The organism is Paenibacillus sp. PDC88 (genome assembly GCF_900106725.1).
GTDB classification, from domain to species: domain Bacteria; phylum Bacillota; class Bacilli; order Paenibacillales; family Paenibacillaceae; genus Paenibacillus; species Paenibacillus shunpengii.
This window is the reverse complement of sequence record NZ_FNNT01000007.1, coordinates 84,372-103,330: the sequence shown is the minus strand read 5'-3', so window position 1 is coordinate 103,330 and position 18,959 is coordinate 84,372. Positions and strand designations below refer to the sequence as shown.

Annotated in this window: 16 protein-coding genes; 7 read left to right on the top strand and 9 right to left on the bottom strand. The window is 44.5% G+C overall.

Annotation, left to right across the window (positions count from 1 at the left end; all coding sequences use genetic code 11):
- Positions 1-85: 85 nt before the first annotated feature.
- Together BLW49_RS20225 and BLW49_RS20220 are read right to left on the bottom strand one after the other, a co-directional pair.
- On the bottom strand, positions 86-4,537 hold the full coding sequence (locus BLW49_RS20225; protein WP_090726528.1) for an endo-1,4-beta-xylanase: 4,452 nt from the start codon (positions 4,535-4,537) through the stop codon (positions 86-88).
- A 339-nt stretch (positions 4,538-4,876) separates the two neighbouring features.
- On the bottom strand, positions 4,877-5,236 hold the full coding sequence (locus tag BLW49_RS20220) for a hypothetical protein (RefSeq protein ID WP_090726526.1): 360 nt from the start codon (positions 5,234-5,236) through the stop codon (positions 4,877-4,879).
- 233 nt (positions 5,237-5,469) lie between these two features.
- On the opposite strand from BLW49_RS20220, the gene BLW49_RS20215 reads away from it, so the two are divergent.
- On the top strand, positions 5,470-5,679 hold the full coding sequence (locus tag BLW49_RS20215) for a YuzF family protein (RefSeq protein WP_090726524.1): 210 nt from the start codon (positions 5,470-5,472) through the stop codon (positions 5,677-5,679).
- Between the two features lie 24 nt (positions 5,680-5,703).
- A complete protein-coding gene (locus BLW49_RS20210; RefSeq protein ID WP_076312422.1) occupies positions 5,704-6,594 on the top strand; it encodes a manganese catalase family protein in 891 nt (296 codons plus the stop codon).
- A 73-nt stretch (positions 6,595-6,667) separates the two neighbouring features.
- Here the strand turns inward: BLW49_RS20210 and BLW49_RS20205 are convergent, their stop codons facing one another.
- Positions 6,668-7,117: a VOC family protein gene (locus BLW49_RS20205; protein WP_090726522.1), complete on the bottom strand. Its 450-nt coding sequence runs from the start codon at positions 7,115-7,117 to the stop codon at positions 6,668-6,670.
- Positions 7,118-7,226: 109 nt separating this feature from the next.
- Here BLW49_RS20205 and BLW49_RS20200 point away from each other — a divergent pair, with 109 nt between their 5' ends.
- A complete protein-coding gene (locus BLW49_RS20200) occupies positions 7,227-8,165 on the top strand; it encodes a helix-turn-helix transcriptional regulator (protein WP_090726520.1) in 939 nt (312 codons plus the stop codon).
- Between the two features lie 392 nt (positions 8,166-8,557).
- Here the strand turns inward: BLW49_RS20200 and BLW49_RS20195 are convergent, their stop codons facing one another.
- Complete coding sequence (locus BLW49_RS20195) at positions 8,558-9,745, bottom strand: ornithine--oxo-acid transaminase (RefSeq protein ID WP_090726517.1); 1,188 nt, start codon at positions 9,743-9,745, stop codon at positions 8,558-8,560.
- Positions 9,746-9,920: 175 nt separating this feature from the next.
- On the opposite strand from BLW49_RS20195, the gene rocF reads away from it, so the two are divergent.
- Entirely contained in the window at positions 9,921-10,832 is a 912-nt protein-coding gene (gene rocF / locus BLW49_RS20190; protein ID WP_090726515.1) for an arginase, read from the top strand.
- 176 nt (positions 10,833-11,008) lie between these two features.
- Here rocF and BLW49_RS20185 read toward each other — a convergent pair whose 3' ends face one another.
- Genes BLW49_RS20185 through BLW49_RS20175 form a run of 3 tightly spaced genes read right to left on the bottom strand, consistent with a single transcriptional unit; the run spans position 11,009 to position 13,194 of the window.
- Entirely contained in the window at positions 11,009-11,731 is a 723-nt protein-coding gene (locus tag BLW49_RS20185) for an amino acid ABC transporter ATP-binding protein (RefSeq protein ID WP_076312427.1), read from the bottom strand.
- Entirely contained in the window at positions 11,724-12,383 is a 660-nt protein-coding gene (locus BLW49_RS20180) for an amino acid ABC transporter permease (RefSeq protein ID WP_076312428.1), read from the bottom strand. Before BLW49_RS20180 ends, BLW49_RS20185 begins: the two co-directional genes overlap by 8 nt.
- Before the next feature lie 40 nt (positions 12,384-12,423).
- Positions 12,424-13,194 (bottom strand): transporter substrate-binding domain-containing protein, encoded by a 771-nt coding sequence (locus BLW49_RS20175; RefSeq protein WP_256209879.1) that lies wholly within the window; start codon positions 13,192-13,194, stop codon positions 12,424-12,426.
- A gap of 173 nt (positions 13,195-13,367) precedes the next feature.
- Here BLW49_RS20175 and BLW49_RS20170 point away from each other — a divergent pair, with 173 nt between their 5' ends.
- Positions 13,368-14,249 (top strand): LysR family transcriptional regulator, encoded by an 882-nt coding sequence (locus BLW49_RS20170; RefSeq protein WP_076312429.1) that lies wholly within the window; start codon positions 13,368-13,370, stop codon positions 14,247-14,249.
- Here the strand turns inward: BLW49_RS20170 and BLW49_RS20165 are convergent.
- Positions 14,246-15,220, bottom strand: coding sequence for a threonine ammonia-lyase (locus tag BLW49_RS20165; protein WP_256209857.1), 975 nt, complete (start codon positions 15,218-15,220; stop codon positions 14,246-14,248). The genes BLW49_RS20170 and BLW49_RS20165 overlap by 4 nt on opposite strands.
- Positions 15,221-15,592: 372 nt before the next feature.
- Between BLW49_RS20165 and BLW49_RS20160 the strand changes: the two genes are divergently transcribed.
- A complete protein-coding gene (locus BLW49_RS20160; protein ID WP_090726510.1) occupies positions 15,593-16,222 on the top strand; it encodes a chloramphenicol acetyltransferase in 630 nt (209 codons plus the stop codon).
- Between the two features lie 653 nt (positions 16,223-16,875).
- Here BLW49_RS20160 and BLW49_RS20155 read toward each other — a convergent pair.
- Positions 16,876-17,568 carry a hypothetical protein gene (locus BLW49_RS20155; RefSeq protein WP_090726508.1) on the bottom strand — a complete coding sequence of 231 codons (693 nt, stop codon included), beginning with the start codon at positions 17,566-17,568 and terminating at the stop codon, positions 16,876-16,878.
- A 343-nt stretch (positions 17,569-17,911) separates the two neighbouring features.
- Between BLW49_RS20155 and BLW49_RS20150 the strand changes: the two genes are divergently transcribed.
- On the top strand, positions 17,912-18,943 hold the full coding sequence (locus BLW49_RS20150) for a hypothetical protein (protein ID WP_090726506.1): 1,032 nt from the start codon (positions 17,912-17,914) through the stop codon (positions 18,941-18,943).
- Positions 18,944-18,959 lie beyond the last annotated feature (16 nt).

Below are 18,959 nucleotides of genomic sequence, written 5' to 3'. Positions count from 1 at the left end.
CTTAAATAGAAGAACTCCCCCGTCAGATCATCTCTACGGGGGAAGTCTTCTTTTGAAAATCAACTGAAATCATTCAACTTCTCATTTACATGTTCCAAATCCGGTAGAGAACCACCGCTGCTTCAGCACGTGTCAAGGTTTCGGATGGGGCAATCTTGCCATCTTTGCCGTTGATAATTCCACTGCCTACAAGGGAAGCTACGCTATCCATGGCGTAACCGGAAATAATAGCTGCATCAGAATAAGGAGCGAGATTTCCGTTGCTCGTAACCGGCTTACCTACTGCTTTCAGGGCTTTTGCTGTAAGCACCATCATATCTTGACGGGAAATGCTGCTGCTTGGTTTGAATGTGTTATCTTCAAATCCAGCTGTGATTCCCAGTTCTTTGGCAATAGCCACGGCCTGGGCATAATATGCGGCAGGCTGTACATCGCTGAAGGATGCCGTGTTGGTACCCGGACTCTTCAATTCAAGTGCTCTAACGAGCAAGGTGATAAAATCTGCTCTCGTGATCGAAGCTGCAGGAGCGAAGCTGTCATCAGAGATTCCTTTAATCATATCGCGTGCAGCCATCGCTTCAACGGCTTGTTTTGCCCACAGGACCTTTTGCATATCGGCAAAAGATTTGGTTACATTGGCTGCAGCATAGGTTCCGAATTGTGCTGTTTTAAACACAACGGAGCCGGATTTAGCATCATACCGTCCACTCGGTACGACAGCTGCCTGTCCTTGATTGTCAATGTTTAGAATAACGATTTGATGTGCATTGACAAGTTCCTGTGCGGCAGATGTGTACGGGATAGATACTGTTACTGGCGCAGCAGGATTGTTCCAGGCAAGGACACGATTACCAGCTGTTACGCTTAGGTCGATCACCGGACGGCTGCCTACATTAGCACGATCACCTGCGCTCAAGCGATCTGCTGAGCCTTTGTTTATTTGAATAGCGACTTGTTCTGCTTGTTCTGTGGTATTCGACAGCATGTTGGACGGAATTTGAAGTGTTGCATGGTCTGTCTTAAGGACATACTCCACATTATTGCTGCTGTGCAGGTGTGAGGTCGGGAATTGTACAACATAAGATTGTACATTTGCCTGCTTCGGCACTTCGATCGTCACCTGCTTCTTGCCATTTGCACCTGAAGAGGCATTTTCAATAGCTTTATTCAGGCTGTCGCTTGAAAGGATTGCTGTGGCTGTTCCATTCTCGACTTGGATTACGGGTACAATAACAGAGCCATTCCCCGGTTGAGGCTGTGGCTGTGGCTGTGGCTGCGGAGTGGTACCTGAGTTGGATCCACCGTTGCCCCCGTCACTGTTGCCTCCGCCATTGTTGCCTCCGCCATTGTCACCGCCGGGAGAAGGCTTCCCTGTCAGTGTCAACTCACCGAATACGGACGTATCCTGGTAACCTTGCCCGGATGGGTCATTCCATGCGTTCACGCTGATTCTGGTGCCGTCTTTTGCATCATTAATCTGCGCATCGAAGCCAAGCTTGGCATTGTTCGCAGGTGTTACCTTTTTGAATGGAATTTTCATTTCAACGGTGTAGTTGGTACCCGATACAGTAACTTCGGATTCAAAACCTTCAGCGATCTCCGCAGGATTAAAGGAGGCTAAGTTCTCGAAGTTCACTCTGTATTGTCCATCATCCTCTTGGTAGCTCGCTGTTTTGCCGTTATTCTCATCGACGAATATTTCTACAGAGTCCTGCTCCCATACATTCGAGTTTGACTTATTCAGTTGATCGTCTCTGACCTGAACAAGCACATACAGGTTGTTGTCATCCCAGAGTGCCTTGGCTGTGCCTGTAGCACCTGACCATGCCATTTGCTTCGTATCCAGCTTCAATTCTGGAGCATTGCTCCATACGCTGTCTACGGAACCATCCATCATCGGTGTTCCATAGGAAGCACTTGATTTCTTGTATTCAATCTCTTCCGGTGCATTTTCCGCCAAGTACTTTTCAGGATCATTTACTGCGTAGTAAGCCTCTTTGGCTTGAAAATCCTTGTCGAACAAGGTTGGATTCTGCTCAGCTCTCCAGCTCGTACTGTCATTCAATCCCCAGAAGGTAACACGTGGAATATGCTCACTGTTCTTCTTGTAGAGATCCATCAATTGAGCATACAAATAGGCCTGCTGCTTCTCCTCGCTTTCAGTCATGACTGAGTTGGTGCCTGCCATAATGTCCAGCTCGGTGACACTCACTTCTACACCCAAAGAACTGAAACGCTCAAGTGACATTCTGACATTGTCGATCCGAGTACCCAAATTGTAGTGGGCTTGCATGCCGATGCCATCAATCAGTTTCTCACCAGGGTGATCTGCCGCGTACTTCTCATTCAGCTCTTTAACCATGCTGTAGATGGCGGTAGATTTATTCTGGTTGTCATCATTGTAGTCATTGTAGTAGAGCTTGATATCCCAGCCATTTTCGTCAATGACTTCTTTTGCCGCAAGGAATGCCTCCTCAATAAAGTCAGGGCCGATGGCTTGAAGCCAGCCGGAATTACGTAGTGCATTCTTCCAGTCGGTTGGATTCGCAGGGTTATCGTTCATCGCTTCGTTGACAACGTCCCAGGAAATGACTTGGTCCCCAAAATGCTCAACGACCGTCTTCACATGTGTTCTTAGATTCGTTAGCGCCTCTTCACGGCTTAACGGCTCACCACTCGCTGCCGTATGCAGCCATGTAGGTGACTGTGCATGCCATACAAGCACGTGACCATGGATATCAAGGCCTGCATCTTGTACTCGCTTAACAAGCGCATCTTCAGCGGTGAAATCGAATGCTCTGTTTGTATCATAGGCATAATCCGGCTTCATATCATTCTCGAACGTGACGACATTGTAATGCTTCGTCAGAAGCTTGAGCCGAGTCTCGTCGAAGGTAGCAGGATTCACAATGTTGCCCATCAGGAATTCATCGGTGTAGGTATCTTTGAGGTTAGGGAGATTATCTTGAATCGGAGGTGCAGCAGCTACAGGCCCCAAATATTTTAGAGAAAAGTCATCTAAATAGAAGGTCCGGTTGCCGCCGTCGTCGTTTGCTGTTTCGATATAAGCATTGAGTACGCTTGGGGTCGTGGTGAGCGTATACTTACCTGTTAAGTGTACCCATTCTTGATCGGTAACGGTTGCATCTTGTGATACATTCGCATAGCCGCTGTCGGCATATTGAACACTGATACGAAGTGTTGTGGGTGCCTCACCAGGGGCCATTTTCACCCAAGCAGACAGCTCGTATTCGTGATTCTTTGCCATTTTGCCAGCCGCATCAACTAAGGCTGCGTCATATTGTGTCGTCGTCGTAACAAGCAGGCTTTGCTTGCCATCCGGTGTATGATTATCATCCTGAGAGAGAACTACCGTTTCACGGCCGTTCCGTGCTTTGAATCCATCCAAACCATTCTCAAAGTCAGCGGAAATACCCGTTTGATCGACAACCTCAGGTGCAGTTTGACCCGGGGTCACATCCGTAATCATGACTTCATCAATGTAAATATCCGAGGTTAAAGTATTGCTGGAGGGTTCAACATAGATGATGACCTCATTTGTTCTAGAAGGAACTTCATAGCCCTTGGTTTCAAACAGTGTCCAATCGGAAGCGGTTACAGTCTTGTTGCCGATAATCCAAGGATATTTATCATTATCCGCTAAGATTTCAGAATCGATCTTGGAAGCCAGATGGAACTGACCTTCTCCTGAACCGAGTCTAACCTTGAGGGATATATCATACTTACGATCGGATTTCATCATGTCCGTAAGTACGAGGGCAGGAACCGCCTTCTCATCAACTCGGTTAAAGAATTTCAGAGATTTCGTACCTTCAGAGGCTGCATCTTCTACGACCGCAGTATCCCCGTTCGATCCCCAGGACAGCTTGCCCCAGCCTCCCGTATTTCCATCTTCAAAGCTTTGGTTAAGGACTACTGTAGGCTCGGCAGGTGTTTCTTCTTGGGTGATCGTGATATCCCCAATATAGAATGAAACTTCCTTACCGGCTTCATCAGACTTGATTCGCAGAGCAGTCTTGTCCACACTAGTAACGGAGAGATCGGCAGATAGTGTAATGCCTTGTCCTTCCTTAAAGTTGGAAGAATTAATCCCTGTGTATCCTTCTCCTTCAGCGCCCTTATTGCTTACAACCTCCAGAACAGCCTGCCCCGCCGCCGGTGGGTTAGCATCCGCATCCACATAGACGGAAGCAGTTACCGTATATTCTTCGCCAACTTCCAAGCCAAGGTCACCGAATGCAAGGTCCACGCCATCCCAGTTATTGGATCGGGCACTAACTTTCAGAGCTGCTCCATCCTCATTGCCATCAAACGGCTTGCCTGTTACAGCTTCCAGCTGGGCACCACCTGATTGAGTTGCCTTGCCTTGGCCATTCTGGAATGTTTCTTGATATACAACTGGTGAATCAGATGCCGCTAGTTCCGCCGCATTGACTGCTGGAGTAAACAAGCCGACCGGAAGAAGCAGAGCCGCTGCGAGTAACCCGGAAATGCCCTGCTTTAATGATTTTTTCATTCGAAGCCTTCCCCCCACAATAAATTTTTATCATTCATGTGAAGCGCTTACATAATTAGATGTGATCAACCTCCTTCCAACCCAGATAATACCATTTTGTGACAAGGAATTCTTACTCCAAATTAAAGGTGAAACTTAGTTTTTTTCAGATATACTTCAAGGTAACTCGAAACTCACTTTGCTTGAGCGGGAAATGGAGGCATACTCCCCAAAAAAAAGACAGCCCGCATACATGCAGTACTGTCTTCTCATATCCGTATTCTATTATGCATTAACAACTATGCCTTAATAACTTCAACCTTTTTATCTCCTGCGGTCTTCGCTATTTTCCCTTCTTCTCTATATCCAATCTTCATAATGTTTTTTTATAAATTGAATCTCATTCTCGTAGTGTGCCAGATGTCCCTCATCCATCATTTTTTGAAAGGCTTGATTTCCGTTAGCTGCAAAGTTTCTTATCGTATCACATAGTACAACCAATCGATCAATAATCCACTCCTTCATATTGTTAGGAACGGGTAATCCATAAGCTTCAAAAAACAATTGTATTCGGCGCCGGCGCTCTTGCGCATCTTTTTCACGCTGATACCGTATTAATTCCATCGTTTCAGAAGAAAAGTCAGGTGTAAAACGACCCAGCGGTACGGACGTGTAAAGGGTATATGCAATATCCCACAGGCGCGGACCTGGGCCAGCCATGTCAAAAAATCAATGAGTGCTGCGGCCTTCTCATTCTGAAAGACAAGCCTATACGAACGATATGATTTACGTTTCCGTCGCTTAATACCTCTTCTTGAGTCATAAGGTTTCACTCCTCGCTTTTATCATGTGCTATTCCCCAACAAAAAGAGTCAAATAAACTGTTTTTCAGTCTTATTTCAAATGGATAAACGTATACTCACTATGAAGCACACTGGAAAAGGAGGATCTAAATGACAAATAACAACCTGTTAAGCTTTTATGATCCCTATGTTTATCAGACCTTATCAACGATCGTTGGTAATGTGGTTACCGTTCAAACCGTAAGAGGCAGCGTTCGCGGCTTATTGAAAGATGTATTGCCAGATCACATTGTTGTCGAATCTAACGGAACTCCCTTTTTTATTCGTACCCAGCAAATTATTTGGGTGTTTCCTGGTTAACAAAAGGAAAGTGGAGGGGAAATCATGTTTAAAAGAATCAATAAATTAGCAATTGAACTTCCTGTACCCGCACACGGCGATATGAATGCTGCAGCCGCAGTACAAGAGCTCTTGGGCGGCAAGTTTGGGGAGATGTCCACCCTAAATAACTATATGTTTCAGTCTTTTAACTTCAGAAATAAAAAAAAGCTAAAACCCTTCTATGATTTAGTGGCGAGCATTACAGCCGAAGAATTTGGTCATGTAGAGCTTGTCTCTAATGCGATTAATTTGTTATCGGTAGGTAATACTTTTCCAGGTGATCCGGATATCACTCCACTTCAAAATGGGAAGGATGCAAGAAATACCTACCATTTTATTTCTACAGCTCAAACCGCAATACCTGGTGATTCCATGGGAAGACCTTGGACAGGTGATAATGTTTTTAACAGTGGAAATTTGGTTTTAGATTTAACACATAACTTTTTTCTTGAGGTTGGTGCACGTACACATAAAATGAGAGTTTATGAGATGACGGATCACCCAGTGGCTAGAACCATGATTGGGTATTTACTCGTTCGTGGAGGGACACATATCCTCGCCTATGCGAAAGCGATCGAAATTGCTACAGGAGTAGATTTGACGAAAATGCTTCCCGTTCCTAATCTCGATAACTCTAAATTCGATTATTCCAAACCATTCATTGAAAAAGGCTTGAGCAATGTACTATACACATGGAGCGAAACAGATTATAGGGATATCGGAATGATCTGGAAAGGAACAAATCCCGAAAACGGGCAGCCGCTTGAAGTGAAGATTGGTACTCCGGAAGGCGCACCCATTCCAGACTTAGAGGAATTACCTGAAGAATTTGCTCCTGGTATTACTAAGGATGATTATGAATTAATCAAAAAACGTCTCATGGCAAATTTATAGCCTAAAATAGGAGGACACTAAATCGCAATGGATTTAGCGTCCTTTTTTTGTTGAGATCTAACCAACAAATGTTTTATTTTAGTCTATCATCGTACATGAATTGAATGTGAATACCGAACGGATCCTCAATAATGCCATATGCTTTGCTAAATACATTGCTGGACAAAGGAACAATGATTCTTACCCTATCATCTGTAGTCAGACTCTTATAAAAGTGTTCAATTTCTTCTAAATCAGCACTTTGAATACACAATGAGGTGTTGTTGCCAACTACATATTTTTCTGTAGCATCCATTGGATCTTCTGCGATCATGACTTTTGTTTTTCCAATGGATAAGACGGAGTGACTAACATAATGCTTATTCTCATCCGTAAGCTGCATCGAGCTGTCACGTTTTGCTAGGTCTTCATAGGTTACCAGCAACAATTCCTCTGCATTTAAATGTTGTTTGTAAAACTCAATCGCTTCTTTTGCTTTCCCATTCATAGATAAGAAAATAGCTACTTCTAGCGTTGCACTCATAGTACCGTCTCCTTTTTAGATCATAACGTAAGGCCATTTGATGTTTACCTCGAGCTTATTATAAAATATAAAGGTATCAACGATTGACACCTTTATAAGGAGATTTACGGTGAATAAATCAGAAAGATTAAATGACATGATTAGATACTTGAATGGCCGAGAGTTCTTTAATCTAAGTGACTTAATGGATCAATACGATATCTCCAAAAGTACGGCATTGCGTGATATTAGCTCATTAGAGCAATTGGGTATGCCCATTTATTCGGAGCAAGGCAGACATGGACGATATGGTATTTTAAAAAACAGATTATTATCGCCTATTATTTTCACGATGGATGAAGTGTACGCTCTGTATTTTGCCATGCTGACGTTAGAAGCCTATGAATCAACGCCATTTCATTTAAGTGTCAATCAACTAAACGAGAAATTTGAAAGCTGTCTTTCTAATGAACAAATCAAGCAGATTCACAAAATGAAAAACATCCTGCAATTTGAGATGTACAAGCACCATCATGCGAGTCGTTTCTTAGACAAAATACTAAAAAGCATACTTCACGAGAACAGCTGCCGTATTCAGTACACAAAAAACAATCAGGAAAAAAGTTACCATGTTCAGTTTTTCAAAATTTCCGCCAAGTTTGGTCAATGGTATGCTGCTGGTATAGAGTTAGATACGAATAAATATAGAATATTCAGGTGCGACAGAATAACTTCCATTGAAGAAGAGGACATCGAAACTCCCTTTTCCATAGAAGAGCTCGTCAGTCGCTCATTAGAAATTTATCGTGCTGAGAACAGTATTGAATTCGAAGTCGAGATTTCAGAAGAAGCTCGAGAAATCTTTTATAAAGAACATTATCCTTCGATGAGAATAGAGAGTGACAATAACACAGTTATACGGGGTTTCTATCAACCAGGAGAAGAGACATTTATAGCCGACTATTTTATGAGATTTGGACCTTATGTAAGATCCATACAGCCTGTTTCATTGAAACAAATGATCCAAGATCGAATCGAGAATCTTTCAAATCACTATAAAAAAATATAGAATTAATTATCCCTTCAAGAACTAACACCGCTACACTCTCCACATGTGTGGGTTATGTTAGCATTGTTTCCTCAGCTTCGGGAAAACCCGTCAATTTATAAATTTCACTCACTGATAAAATTAAGGAAAACTCTGCCGCGAGCAGGAGATGGGGTCTATGGAACACCCGTGTAACTAAAGCTAAGGGCTTCTAAACAAATCAGGACCACCCGCCCAACGGGTGGTCCTGATTTCGTGCGTTTCACGCACTCAATTGACGAAAGCCATAAATAAACCAACCAGGTTGAACTTCATCAATTCAGAACTGCTCATTTCCACAATCAGACCACCACGAGGGTGAGAATCCGCTCCGAGAATGAAACCGCGCTATCCAGTTGCAGAGGCTGCAGCTATTAAAATACGCTTCTAATCCTTTCAATCGCCCAATCCAGCTGCTCCTTCGTGATGTTGAGCGGAGGAGCCAGGCGGATCGTCGTCTCGTGCGTTTCCTTGCAGAGCAGCCCCAGCTCCTTCAGTCTCTCGCAGTAGGGCCGGGCGAGCTCCGTCAATTCGATTCCGATAAACAGCCCTCGGCCCCGAACCTCCTTGATAACCGGATTCTGAATCTCTCTCAATACCTCAAGCAAGTACCTTCCCATCGCCTCCGAATGATCAGCCAGATTCTCTTCCTGGAGAACGTCTATCGCGGCGACGGCAACCGCGCAAGCGAGCGGGTTCCCTCCGAAGGTGGATCCGTGCGAACCCGGATTGAATACCCCGAGGACAGAACGGTCCGCTACGACCGCCGAGATCGGCATAACGCCGCCTCCCAGCGCTTTGCCCAGAATATAGACATCCGGCGTTACTTCTTCCCAGTCACAGGCGAACAGCTTACCGGTTCTTCCCAAGCCGGTCTGGATCTCGTCCGCGATGAACAGCACCTCGTTATCCCGGCATAACCGGAAAGCTTCTTGCAGAAAACCGTCCCGCGGCATAACGATTCCCGCTTCTCCTTGAATTGGTTCCACCAGGAACGCGGCCGTGTAAGGCGTAATCGCCTTCCTTAGCGCCTCCTCGTCGCCATAAGGGATGATCTTGAAGCCCGGAGTGAATGGACCGAACCCGGCTTTATATTCGTCGGAGGAGGAGAATGAGGTAATGCTGATGGTGCGGCCGTGGAAATTGTTCTCGCAGACGATGATCTCCGCTTGGTCCATCGGCACCTGCTTCGCTTCGTAAGCCCAGCGGCGTGCTGCCTTTAAGGCGGTTTCGACCGCTTCGGCCCCCGTGTTCATCGGCAGCACCGTGTTCTTGCCGGTTAACGCGGACAGCTTCTCGTAAAATTCCCCCAGCCGGTCATTGTGGAACGCTCTCGAGGTCAGCGTCACCCGGTCTGCCTGATCCTTAAGCGCCTGGATGATTCTCGGATGTCGGTGCCCGTGATTGAGCGCAGAGTAGGCGCTTAGCATATCCATATAACGATTGCCTTCCGGATCGGTTACCCAGACCCCTTCGGCGCTCGAGATGACGATCGGAAGCGGCTTGTAATTGGCGGCCCCATAGCGTTCCGTTCGTTCGATGATTGGATTCGTCAGGCTCATAGCTAGTCTCCTTTGTACTTTATGATCGGTTACGTCCATTGTAACATGGCAGCTCCCGGCTCAATCATTGGGATGGATAATAGTAATGATTACAACTCCTAATGACTTTGCAAAGTCGGCATGTGCTATATTTTATCTTAACGAAGCCCAGTACAGATCATAAGGAGGAACTCTCATGTCATCTTTCCTTACCTTGACACAAACTATCGATTTGATTAGCGTCCCGTTTGATTTAGGGGCATCGCGGCAAGGCGCACGATCCGCGCCTCATATGATCAGCTCCATGCTTGCCCGCAAGCTTAACGCTCAAGGACTTCTATTTACAGAACAAGCTATCGCCTGTCCGGAGTCGTTGACAACCCAAATTCATGATCTCAAGCTGAAGTATCTCGATGAGGTCGTCGCCGTAAATGAGGGCTTGGCCTCCGTCGCGGCGAACAGCGTGCGGAACGGTCATTTCCCGCTAGTTCTCGGAGGCGATCACAGCATCGCCATCGGCTCGATCGCCGGCATTGCGTCTCATCGCCCTAATCTGGGAGTCATCTGGTTCGACGCGCACGCGGATCTGAACACGAACGTGACGACGCCAAGCGGCAATATCCACGGCATGTCCCTCGCTGCCTCGCTTGGTCACGGCGATAGAAGGCTAACAGAAATCGGCGGCTTAGTCGGCAAAATCAAACCCGAGAACGTCGTCATTATCGGAGCCCGGGATCTAGACCCGGGAGAGAAAAGCTTTATCCGCGACCAAGGGATCAAATGCTATACGATGTACGATATCGACCGCAAGGGCATGATGACCGTCATTCAAGAGGCGATCGGCATCGTCACGAAGGGAACCGACGGCGTTCATTTAAGCTTTGACCTGGACAGCCTCGATCCGTCCGAGGCTCCCGGAATCAGCACTCCCGTTCGAGGAGGAGTTACGTATCGGGAAGCTCATCTTGCGGTCGAACTTCTGAGCGAGGCGGGTATCGTCACTTCGGCGGACATCGTGGAGTTGAACCCGAGGATGGACAAGAACAACAAAACAGTGACGCTTGCGGTCGAACTGATCTGCTCCTTGTTCGGCAGCCGGATCTTATAACACGCCAATACAAGTCATCACAGGAATTAAGCAGGCCCATACGCATATGTATGGGTCTCTCCCTATCTGGAGGCGCGGTCGATTGCGCCGCCAATCGCACACGAAGCGGCCCCTGGAACAAGTCAATCGACTTGTTCCAGGGGCCGCAGTTCATCGCTATTGCTAAGGTTCGGCTATTAGAGCACCTTCTCCAGAAAGCTTCTCGCCCGTTCGCTCTTCGGGTTAGAGAAAAATTGCTGTGGAGACGCCTCCTCGATTAACCGCCCATCCTCCAGGAAGCAGATCCTGTCCGCGACCTCGCGAGCGAAGCCCATCTCATGCGTGACGATCATCATCGTTATCTTCGTCTGCGCCAACGACTTGATAACTTCGAGTACCTCCTTGACCATCTCCGGATCCAGAGCCGACGTCGGTTCGTCGAACAGCATGATATCCGGCTCCATCGCCAGCGACCTCGCAATTGCCACCCGCTGCTTCTGTCCTCCCGACAGCTTCGAAGGATAGATATCTTTCTTGTCCGTTAATCCGACTCTCTCAAGCAGTTCCATTGCCTTACGTGCAGCTTCAGCTGTCGGAATTCCCTTCACCGTTATCGGGGCATAGGTAATATTCTCAAAGACCGTCTTGTTGGGGAAGAGATGAAAATGCTGGAACACCATTCCGATATTTTGCCGCATCTTCATAATATCCGTGCGAGGCGAAGTCATGTCTTGGCTTCCGATATAGATTCGTCCATCGGTTGGCATCTCCAGGCAATTGATACAACGCAGCAAGGTGGATTTCCCCGAGCCCGAGGGCCCGATTAGAGCAACGACCTCTCCCTGCTGAACTTCCATCGATATGTCCTTCAGCACTTCAAGCTTCCCGAACGACTTATGTACATTCTCGATTCTAATCACTGCTGCGAAGCCTCCTCTCCAGCCGGCGTGCCAGCCACGTCATGGTCATCACCATTGTGTAGTAGATGAGACCGACGATGATCAATGGCTCAAAATACAAATATTTCTCCGCTGCTACAATGTTCGCCCGACGCATCAGATCGGCCGCGCCGATGATGGAGACAAGAGCCGAATCCTTAAGCAGGGCGATCCCTTCATTAACAAGGGCGGGCAAAATATTTTTCAAGGCTTGCGGAAGTATGATGTCCTGCATCATCTTTCGATAGGGGATTCCAAGTGACAAGGCGGCTTCTCTTTGCCCTTTGTCGACCGCCATGATGCCGGCACGAATAATCTCTGAGGTATATGCTGCCGAATTCAGCGAGAACGCGATAACTCCCGCCTGCAGCGCGGAAATGTCATATCCCAGCAGTTGCGGGGTGGCGAAGTAGATCATCGTTAGCTGCAAGATTAGCGGAGTTCCCCGGAAGATGGACGTATAGAAGTCCGCAAATATCTTCAAAGCTTTAATTGAGGATATTTTGAGCAAGGAAAGCACGGTTCCCCCGATAAATCCAAATAGAATCGACAACAAAGAAAACTTGATCGTTACACCAATCCCCTGCAAGAGATATGGAAGGGAAGGAATAATTCTATCAAACTGCAAATCCATGCTAGTACCTACCCCCTTTGGAGCAACGAATTTGTATGTGTTATTTCAGCTTCAACCACTTATCCTTCAGCTTATCAACCTCTCCGTTATCGATAAGCGTCTTGATTGCTTCATTGATCTCGCCGGTCAATTCCGAATCCTTCGGAAGCGCGACCGCTATATCAAGTCCCGCAATTTCGGGCACAATCTTGTAATCCAGCGCTGTATCCGATCCGATGGACTCCGCCGCAACGGTATCTTCAACCAATACGGCATCGATACGGCCCGACTTTAATTCCTGGATCAAGTCCGGATATTTATCCAGAGACACCGTTTCAAGACCGGCATCCTTCGCCGCCTGCTCCTGGGTTGTGCCGAGCTGCACCCCTATCTTCTTTCCCTTAAGGTCTGCGAACTGTGTAACCGGCTTCTCCTTCATGTACACGGCGGCGAATTCTGTCGTCAGGTATTTGTCGGAGAAGTCCACGCTCTGCTTCCGTTCATCCGTGGGGTTCATCCCTGCGAGGACGATATCCACGCGCTTGGACTGCAGGGCAGGAATCAAGCCCGAAAAGCCGATATCTTGAATTTCCAGCTCCCTGCCCATTTCCTTCGCGATCGCTTTCGCCAAATCGATGTCGAATCCGACGATTTCGTCATTGCCGTTGGACGTCTCGTGATACTCGAAAGGCGGGTAGTCAGCGGAAGTGCCCATAACCAGTTTATTGCCCGAGCCTGCCTTGTCTTCTTCAGTCCCCGCTTCTGTGCTCGCTTCGTTATTGCCGCATCCGAATACAAACGCTAGACTAATAATAGTAAGAACGAACAGCATCTTTTTCAATTGGTTTTCCTCCCCATTACAATTATATAATAGTCATGTTAGTATTTATAACATTAATTCTAGCATTTAAGCTATCTATCGAATCATTACGGTTTTTAATGATTACCATAAAATTAAACTATGATTCGCGTACAGCAATAGCAGACAGGAGAAAGAGGGATATAATGGAGCTTCGAAATTTAAAAACCTTTCACGTGGTGGCAGAAGAACTTAATTTAACGAAAGCGGCAGCGATTCTTAGCTATACTCAGCCGACTATTACGTTGCAAATCCAGGTGCTGGAGAGAGAAATCGGACATGCGCTGTTCAATCGGGTAGGCAAGAAAACTTTCCTCACATCAGCGGGCAAACAGTTGAAGCATCATACGGACAAATTGTTCGCGGTTATGGAGGAGCTGGAGAATACGGTCCGACGCTTGAACCATCCACAAGGCATCTTGAATATCGCGGCTCCCGAATATTATTGGACTCATCATCTCTCGCTCTTCATCGGATCTTTCCTCCGGCTGCATCCCGGCGTGAACATGCAGCTGATCTCGTCGGACAGCAAGGAGACGATCCGCTTGATCTGCGAAAACCAGGCCGACGTGGGCGTCATTGCGGGCGGTTGCAGCAACTCCGTCTTGGAGGTCGTTCCGTTAGACAAGGAGAGAATGGTTCTGGTAGCGGCAAGCGAGAGCCTGGAGAGCAGCAGCCGGGAACAACTATTCGTGGATTATCCCTTTATTACCTATAAGGACAGCGGTATCTTCGGCGAAGAAGTGAAATACTGCCTGTCCCAGATCGACTACACGCCGAAATCCATTATCGAGAGCGAGAGCGAAGAGTTAATACGCCGCGCCGTCTTGCATAAGACGGGCATCGGTCTGATCAGCGAAAGTTTTATTAAGGAAGATCTGGAGAATGGCGATATGATTCCGCTCTATTATTCCGATCACGATATTCAAACCTCGCTGATCTTCCTGAAGCAGCGGGTGTCGGAGGTTACGCTCCAGTCCTTCTGCCAACAGCTGCAGCAATCCTGGAATTCGCGCAGTCCTTCCTAGAACGCGTACTCGTGCTTATGCATGATGTCCGTGAACAGCTTGCTGTCCACGTTGCTTCCGGTCACCACGGTCAAAATCTTCTTGCCTCTAAGGTTCGGCACGGCATCCGACAGCAGCGCAGCGATGCCGACCGCCGCCGCGCCTTCTATCATGGCATGGTGCTCTCGCGCCATCCAATAAATTGCCTTTGACAGCTGATCTTCCTGAACAAGAGCGAAATCATCCACCAGCTGCAGCGCCATCTCCAGATTTGCCTGCGTGATTCCGCCGTACAGACCGTCCGCGATGCTCGTACCGAATTCGACATTGATCATTTGTTTAGCCTTAAAGGAATGATAGAACGGTGCAGAGGTGTCGGTTTGCACTCCGATAACTTGAATGCGGGGGTTGATCGCTTTGGCAGCAGCCGCCGTCCCACACAAAATCCCCCCTCCGCCTGCGGGAACCAGGATCGCGTCGAAGTCCTGCATCTGCATTAATGCCTCCAACGCGACCGTCCCTTGCCCGGCAATAATCTCGTTATCCTCGGAGCCGTGGATGAGCGTTCTTCCCGTCGTTCGCGACAATTCCAATGCATGCGCTTCGGCATCGTCATATTTGTCGCCATAAACGATCAATTCCCCGCCGTATCGAAGGATGCCGGCTTTCTTCGTCTCCGGTGTAATCCCGGGCACAATAATTAAAGCGGATATATTCAGCCTGGAAGCCACATAGGCAATCGCTTGAGCATGATTCCCGGAGGAAGCCGTAACGACCCCCCGTCTCCTCTCTTCATTCGTTAACGACAGTATTTTGTTGTACGCTCCGCGCAGCTTGAAAGAGCCTGTCGTCTGCAGCCCTTCCATTTTGAGCCATATATCGGCTCCCGCATGAGCAGATAACACCTCCGAACGGATCAACGGAGTTTCCCTCACCAGGTCGCGAATTCGACGATGGGCTTGAAGGATATCGAGTAAGGAAACCTGAAGCAAGATAACACCACCCTTGTTGGATTACGCTTAAATGTTGCTTCAAGCGTAACACACTCCCGAATCCGGAATTCATTGCAAAGATTAATGATATCCATTAGATACCTTAATCATCGCATGACCGTTCGCTACATGACAGATTTTGCTGATCGGAGGGATCTAGGGTAAAAACAACATCGTTTATCACACCTCTGAGGACTATGGGTGAGAGTGAGATTTAAGATTAGGGCTACTTTCTAAGCAGTTTATCTAACGGCTCTGTAAAACTTTATTGTAAGACTTACTTTTTGAACGAACGGACAGGATAGCGAAAGAAAATTTATTGTATAGAATAAAAGGAGAGCAAGTATACGGTATAAAAAGGAGAGCATAATTATGTCCAAACAAGAAAATCCATACAAAATAATTGATACATCCACTTGGAAAAGACGGCTTCATTGTGAAATTTTCAGGAATGCACTTCAACCGCAATATAATGTTTGTTTAGAATTGGATATTACGAACTTTTTATCAAAAGTGAAAGAAAACAAATGGTCGTTTACACTGGCTTTTATACATACTGTTACTAGGTGTGCAAATGATATTGAAGAATTTCGGTACCGATTTTTAGATAATGAAGTTGTTCTCTACGACACCATTCATACATCTTTTACTTACTTGAATGCTGAGACAGAACTGTTTAAGGTAGTAAATGTTCCTATGACGGCTGATATTGAAGAATATATTGCGATTGCAAAAGAAGCTATTCAGAATCAAAAAGAGTATATTACAGGGCCAGTTGCAAATGATGTTTATCAATTCTCATCTTTACCATGGGTCCAATTCACACATTTTTCGCATACACTCGCTGGTAAAAGCAATAAATCCAATCCGATGTTTGATTGGGGAAAATATCATGAAAAAGACGGAAAAGTTTATATACCATTTTCCATTCAAGTGCATCACTCTTTTATAGATGGTTTTCATGTGGGAAAATTTGTTGAGTATTTACAGAAAAATCTTTAACAGGGTAGAGAACTAAGTATCGTAGCAGACTTCATGTTAATAATAGAATCATCACGCTACTTACTTTGCCCCGCCGATCTGGTTGGGGCTTTCTTTGTGCGTACAGATGATATTCGCAAAAATTTCAGGCGGGTATGGCAAGCCTTAACATCGGCTCAGATGCAATGACTCATTTATCAGCACTTGGTGGGGTACGACAAAGGGCGACTATCAATAGCCGCCCCAAATCGAACTTATAGTCAAAAAAAGAAGCGGGAATTCTCCCGCTCCGTCTGTATACGCCAATACACCTCAATTATTAGTGTTTCTGTTCAGTATGAATAAACCCTTGCTAAAAAACAGGCCACAAACCCGCATTCCACCGTTGGGCGAATAAATAAAGTCTTGCTACAAAACCGTGTTTTTCTCATTTTTTTACCCCACTTTTTATATCACGACTTTATTATAACCTGAATAATGTCTTGATATAAAAACAGAGGAAAGGCTTGATGGATCTGGGTTTTTCCTTTCTCCATTGAGCCCTTCCTCTCTTTTATCACGTCTTTATTCGATTTTTAGCACGAGTTTATTACGAATAGCATGACTTTATTCATTATCTACATAGTAGGAAATAGGGATAAGGATCAAGATGATTTAATTCAATCATTAATTTTTCAGTGATTATCCGAATACTTTCTGAGAATAATCATGCTTCTTTCTTGAAAATTAGTCAGTAATTCTCTTTTTCTCTCCTCAGTAGCAAGCCACAAATCACCATATTGTTCTACAAAAACCTTAAACAATTGATTATCATCTTCAGTTTCTTCTATCCCCAATATTTCAGACATAATTTTCTTATTTCTAATTACACTCATAAAATCATTATATATTTTGTTCAGGTTTTCCGTTGCGAGTTTAGATGCGATTTCACAAGTAGAGGGTAAACTCGGTACGATAGAACGCATTGTCAGCCGTCTATTATTTTTTCGATCACCTTCATATTTTTGTTCAACTTTATCTTCTTTAATTTCAATTTTTATGATGTCCTCCTTATCTAAATACACTCCTTGAATTGTTGTGTTATATGTAATAATCCCATGTTCAGAAAGAATTTGTTCGATTTTGTCTAATTGAAAACTCAATAAGTCATAGATCTTATCATTCCTTGTATTCTTGCTTATCTTACTTTTAACCGGTAAACTTATTTCCTCAAAACTCTGATCATTTAAATAGTTTACATGAAAACTAATAATTAGCTTATATACTTCATCCTTATTGTAGTCATCCTGATGTTTTAAAAAAGCATCTTTAAATTTTTCATCGATATTTTCATTAAAAATATCCGTGTTTTGTAGAACATATGTCAAAAAAATCACTCCTAAATAGAATATCAGAACAAATATCGCCATTTTGATGTGACTTTATACCTCATTTCCTGATTAATGAATACGAATTCACAGCACGCATCTGAACTGGATTTTATAATCTGTTAAAAGACTTTGGTAAAAGAAGGAGATGTTATCATGTATAAGCTATGTATTTTTTCTTTATCGGTTGAAAGAAGAAATAAAAGTTTCATTGAAAGCTTACTACTATGAGTGAACCAAGAAAAGCAGAATCACCCATTAAATTCTTTGTATTGGTTAAATAGTATAATCATGGTATTATCTCCTTACCTTCTCTTTAAATATCATATGTTGCGGAGGAAGTATGAAAATTAATGTTTATATATTCACTCTGAAAGCTCACCCAAATGAGAATCATAGAAAGTACTACCCTTGGAATATCGCTGATATATGTATTCTAATTGGGGATAGCGATAAAGAAACAGCATTTAAGAGGGCAATGGATAAATTGCATCAGGAGAATTGGATTAAGATATCTGATGTTCGGAAAGATATTCTAATTGAAGAAAAAATAATTCAATCAACCACAGAGCTATTTGAACAGTATCTCAAAGCTAAGAATGGTGAGTCTATATTGCTTGTTCAAACTGACAATTGGATTGGCTTTAAAGATAGTCCTCCAATACTAATACCTAAAATAACTGAAAAGTTTATGGATAAAGTTATTATTAGAGCTGGTGGAAAACGACTTGAATATGAAAGTAAAGAAATGTTGAAAAATGCTGATTACATTATCGATAATTATATCTTTGAATTAAAAATACTCGAAGAAGAACGGCTGTTCAACGAATCAGTTAGGATTAAATTAGCAGATTTATTGAAGGATCAGAGCAAAAAAAATATTGAAATAAACCATAAAAATATTTCAAAAGAAAAATACAATTTATATATAAATATTTTCCGGAAACCAATACAAGATGCAATTAAGTCTGCATCCAAGCAGATTAAATCAACTAAAAATATACTTAATGATCATACTTTAAAAGGAGGTATAATTTTCTTGAACAACGGAACAACAAGCACACCTCCAGAAATATTTAATGAGTGTATCAACAGGTCTATTACAAATAATACTTCCCAAATTCAATCCCATATCTCAATTTGCAATTGGCTTGAAACCAATGGATTTGATTCTTTTTATATGTATGAGAAAGCTCCTGAAGCAATGGATTGTATACAACAACGAATTGCTGATGCATTCGATAAAGAAATGGATGATTTTATGAACCATTGGGGTAGATCTGGATTCCCTCAATCAGAAGAAATGTTAGAACCGCTAAGAAACATATCCTATGAAAAATACGGTATTACATTTACTCGTTACGGATCTTATTGAATAACTGATAATTGGG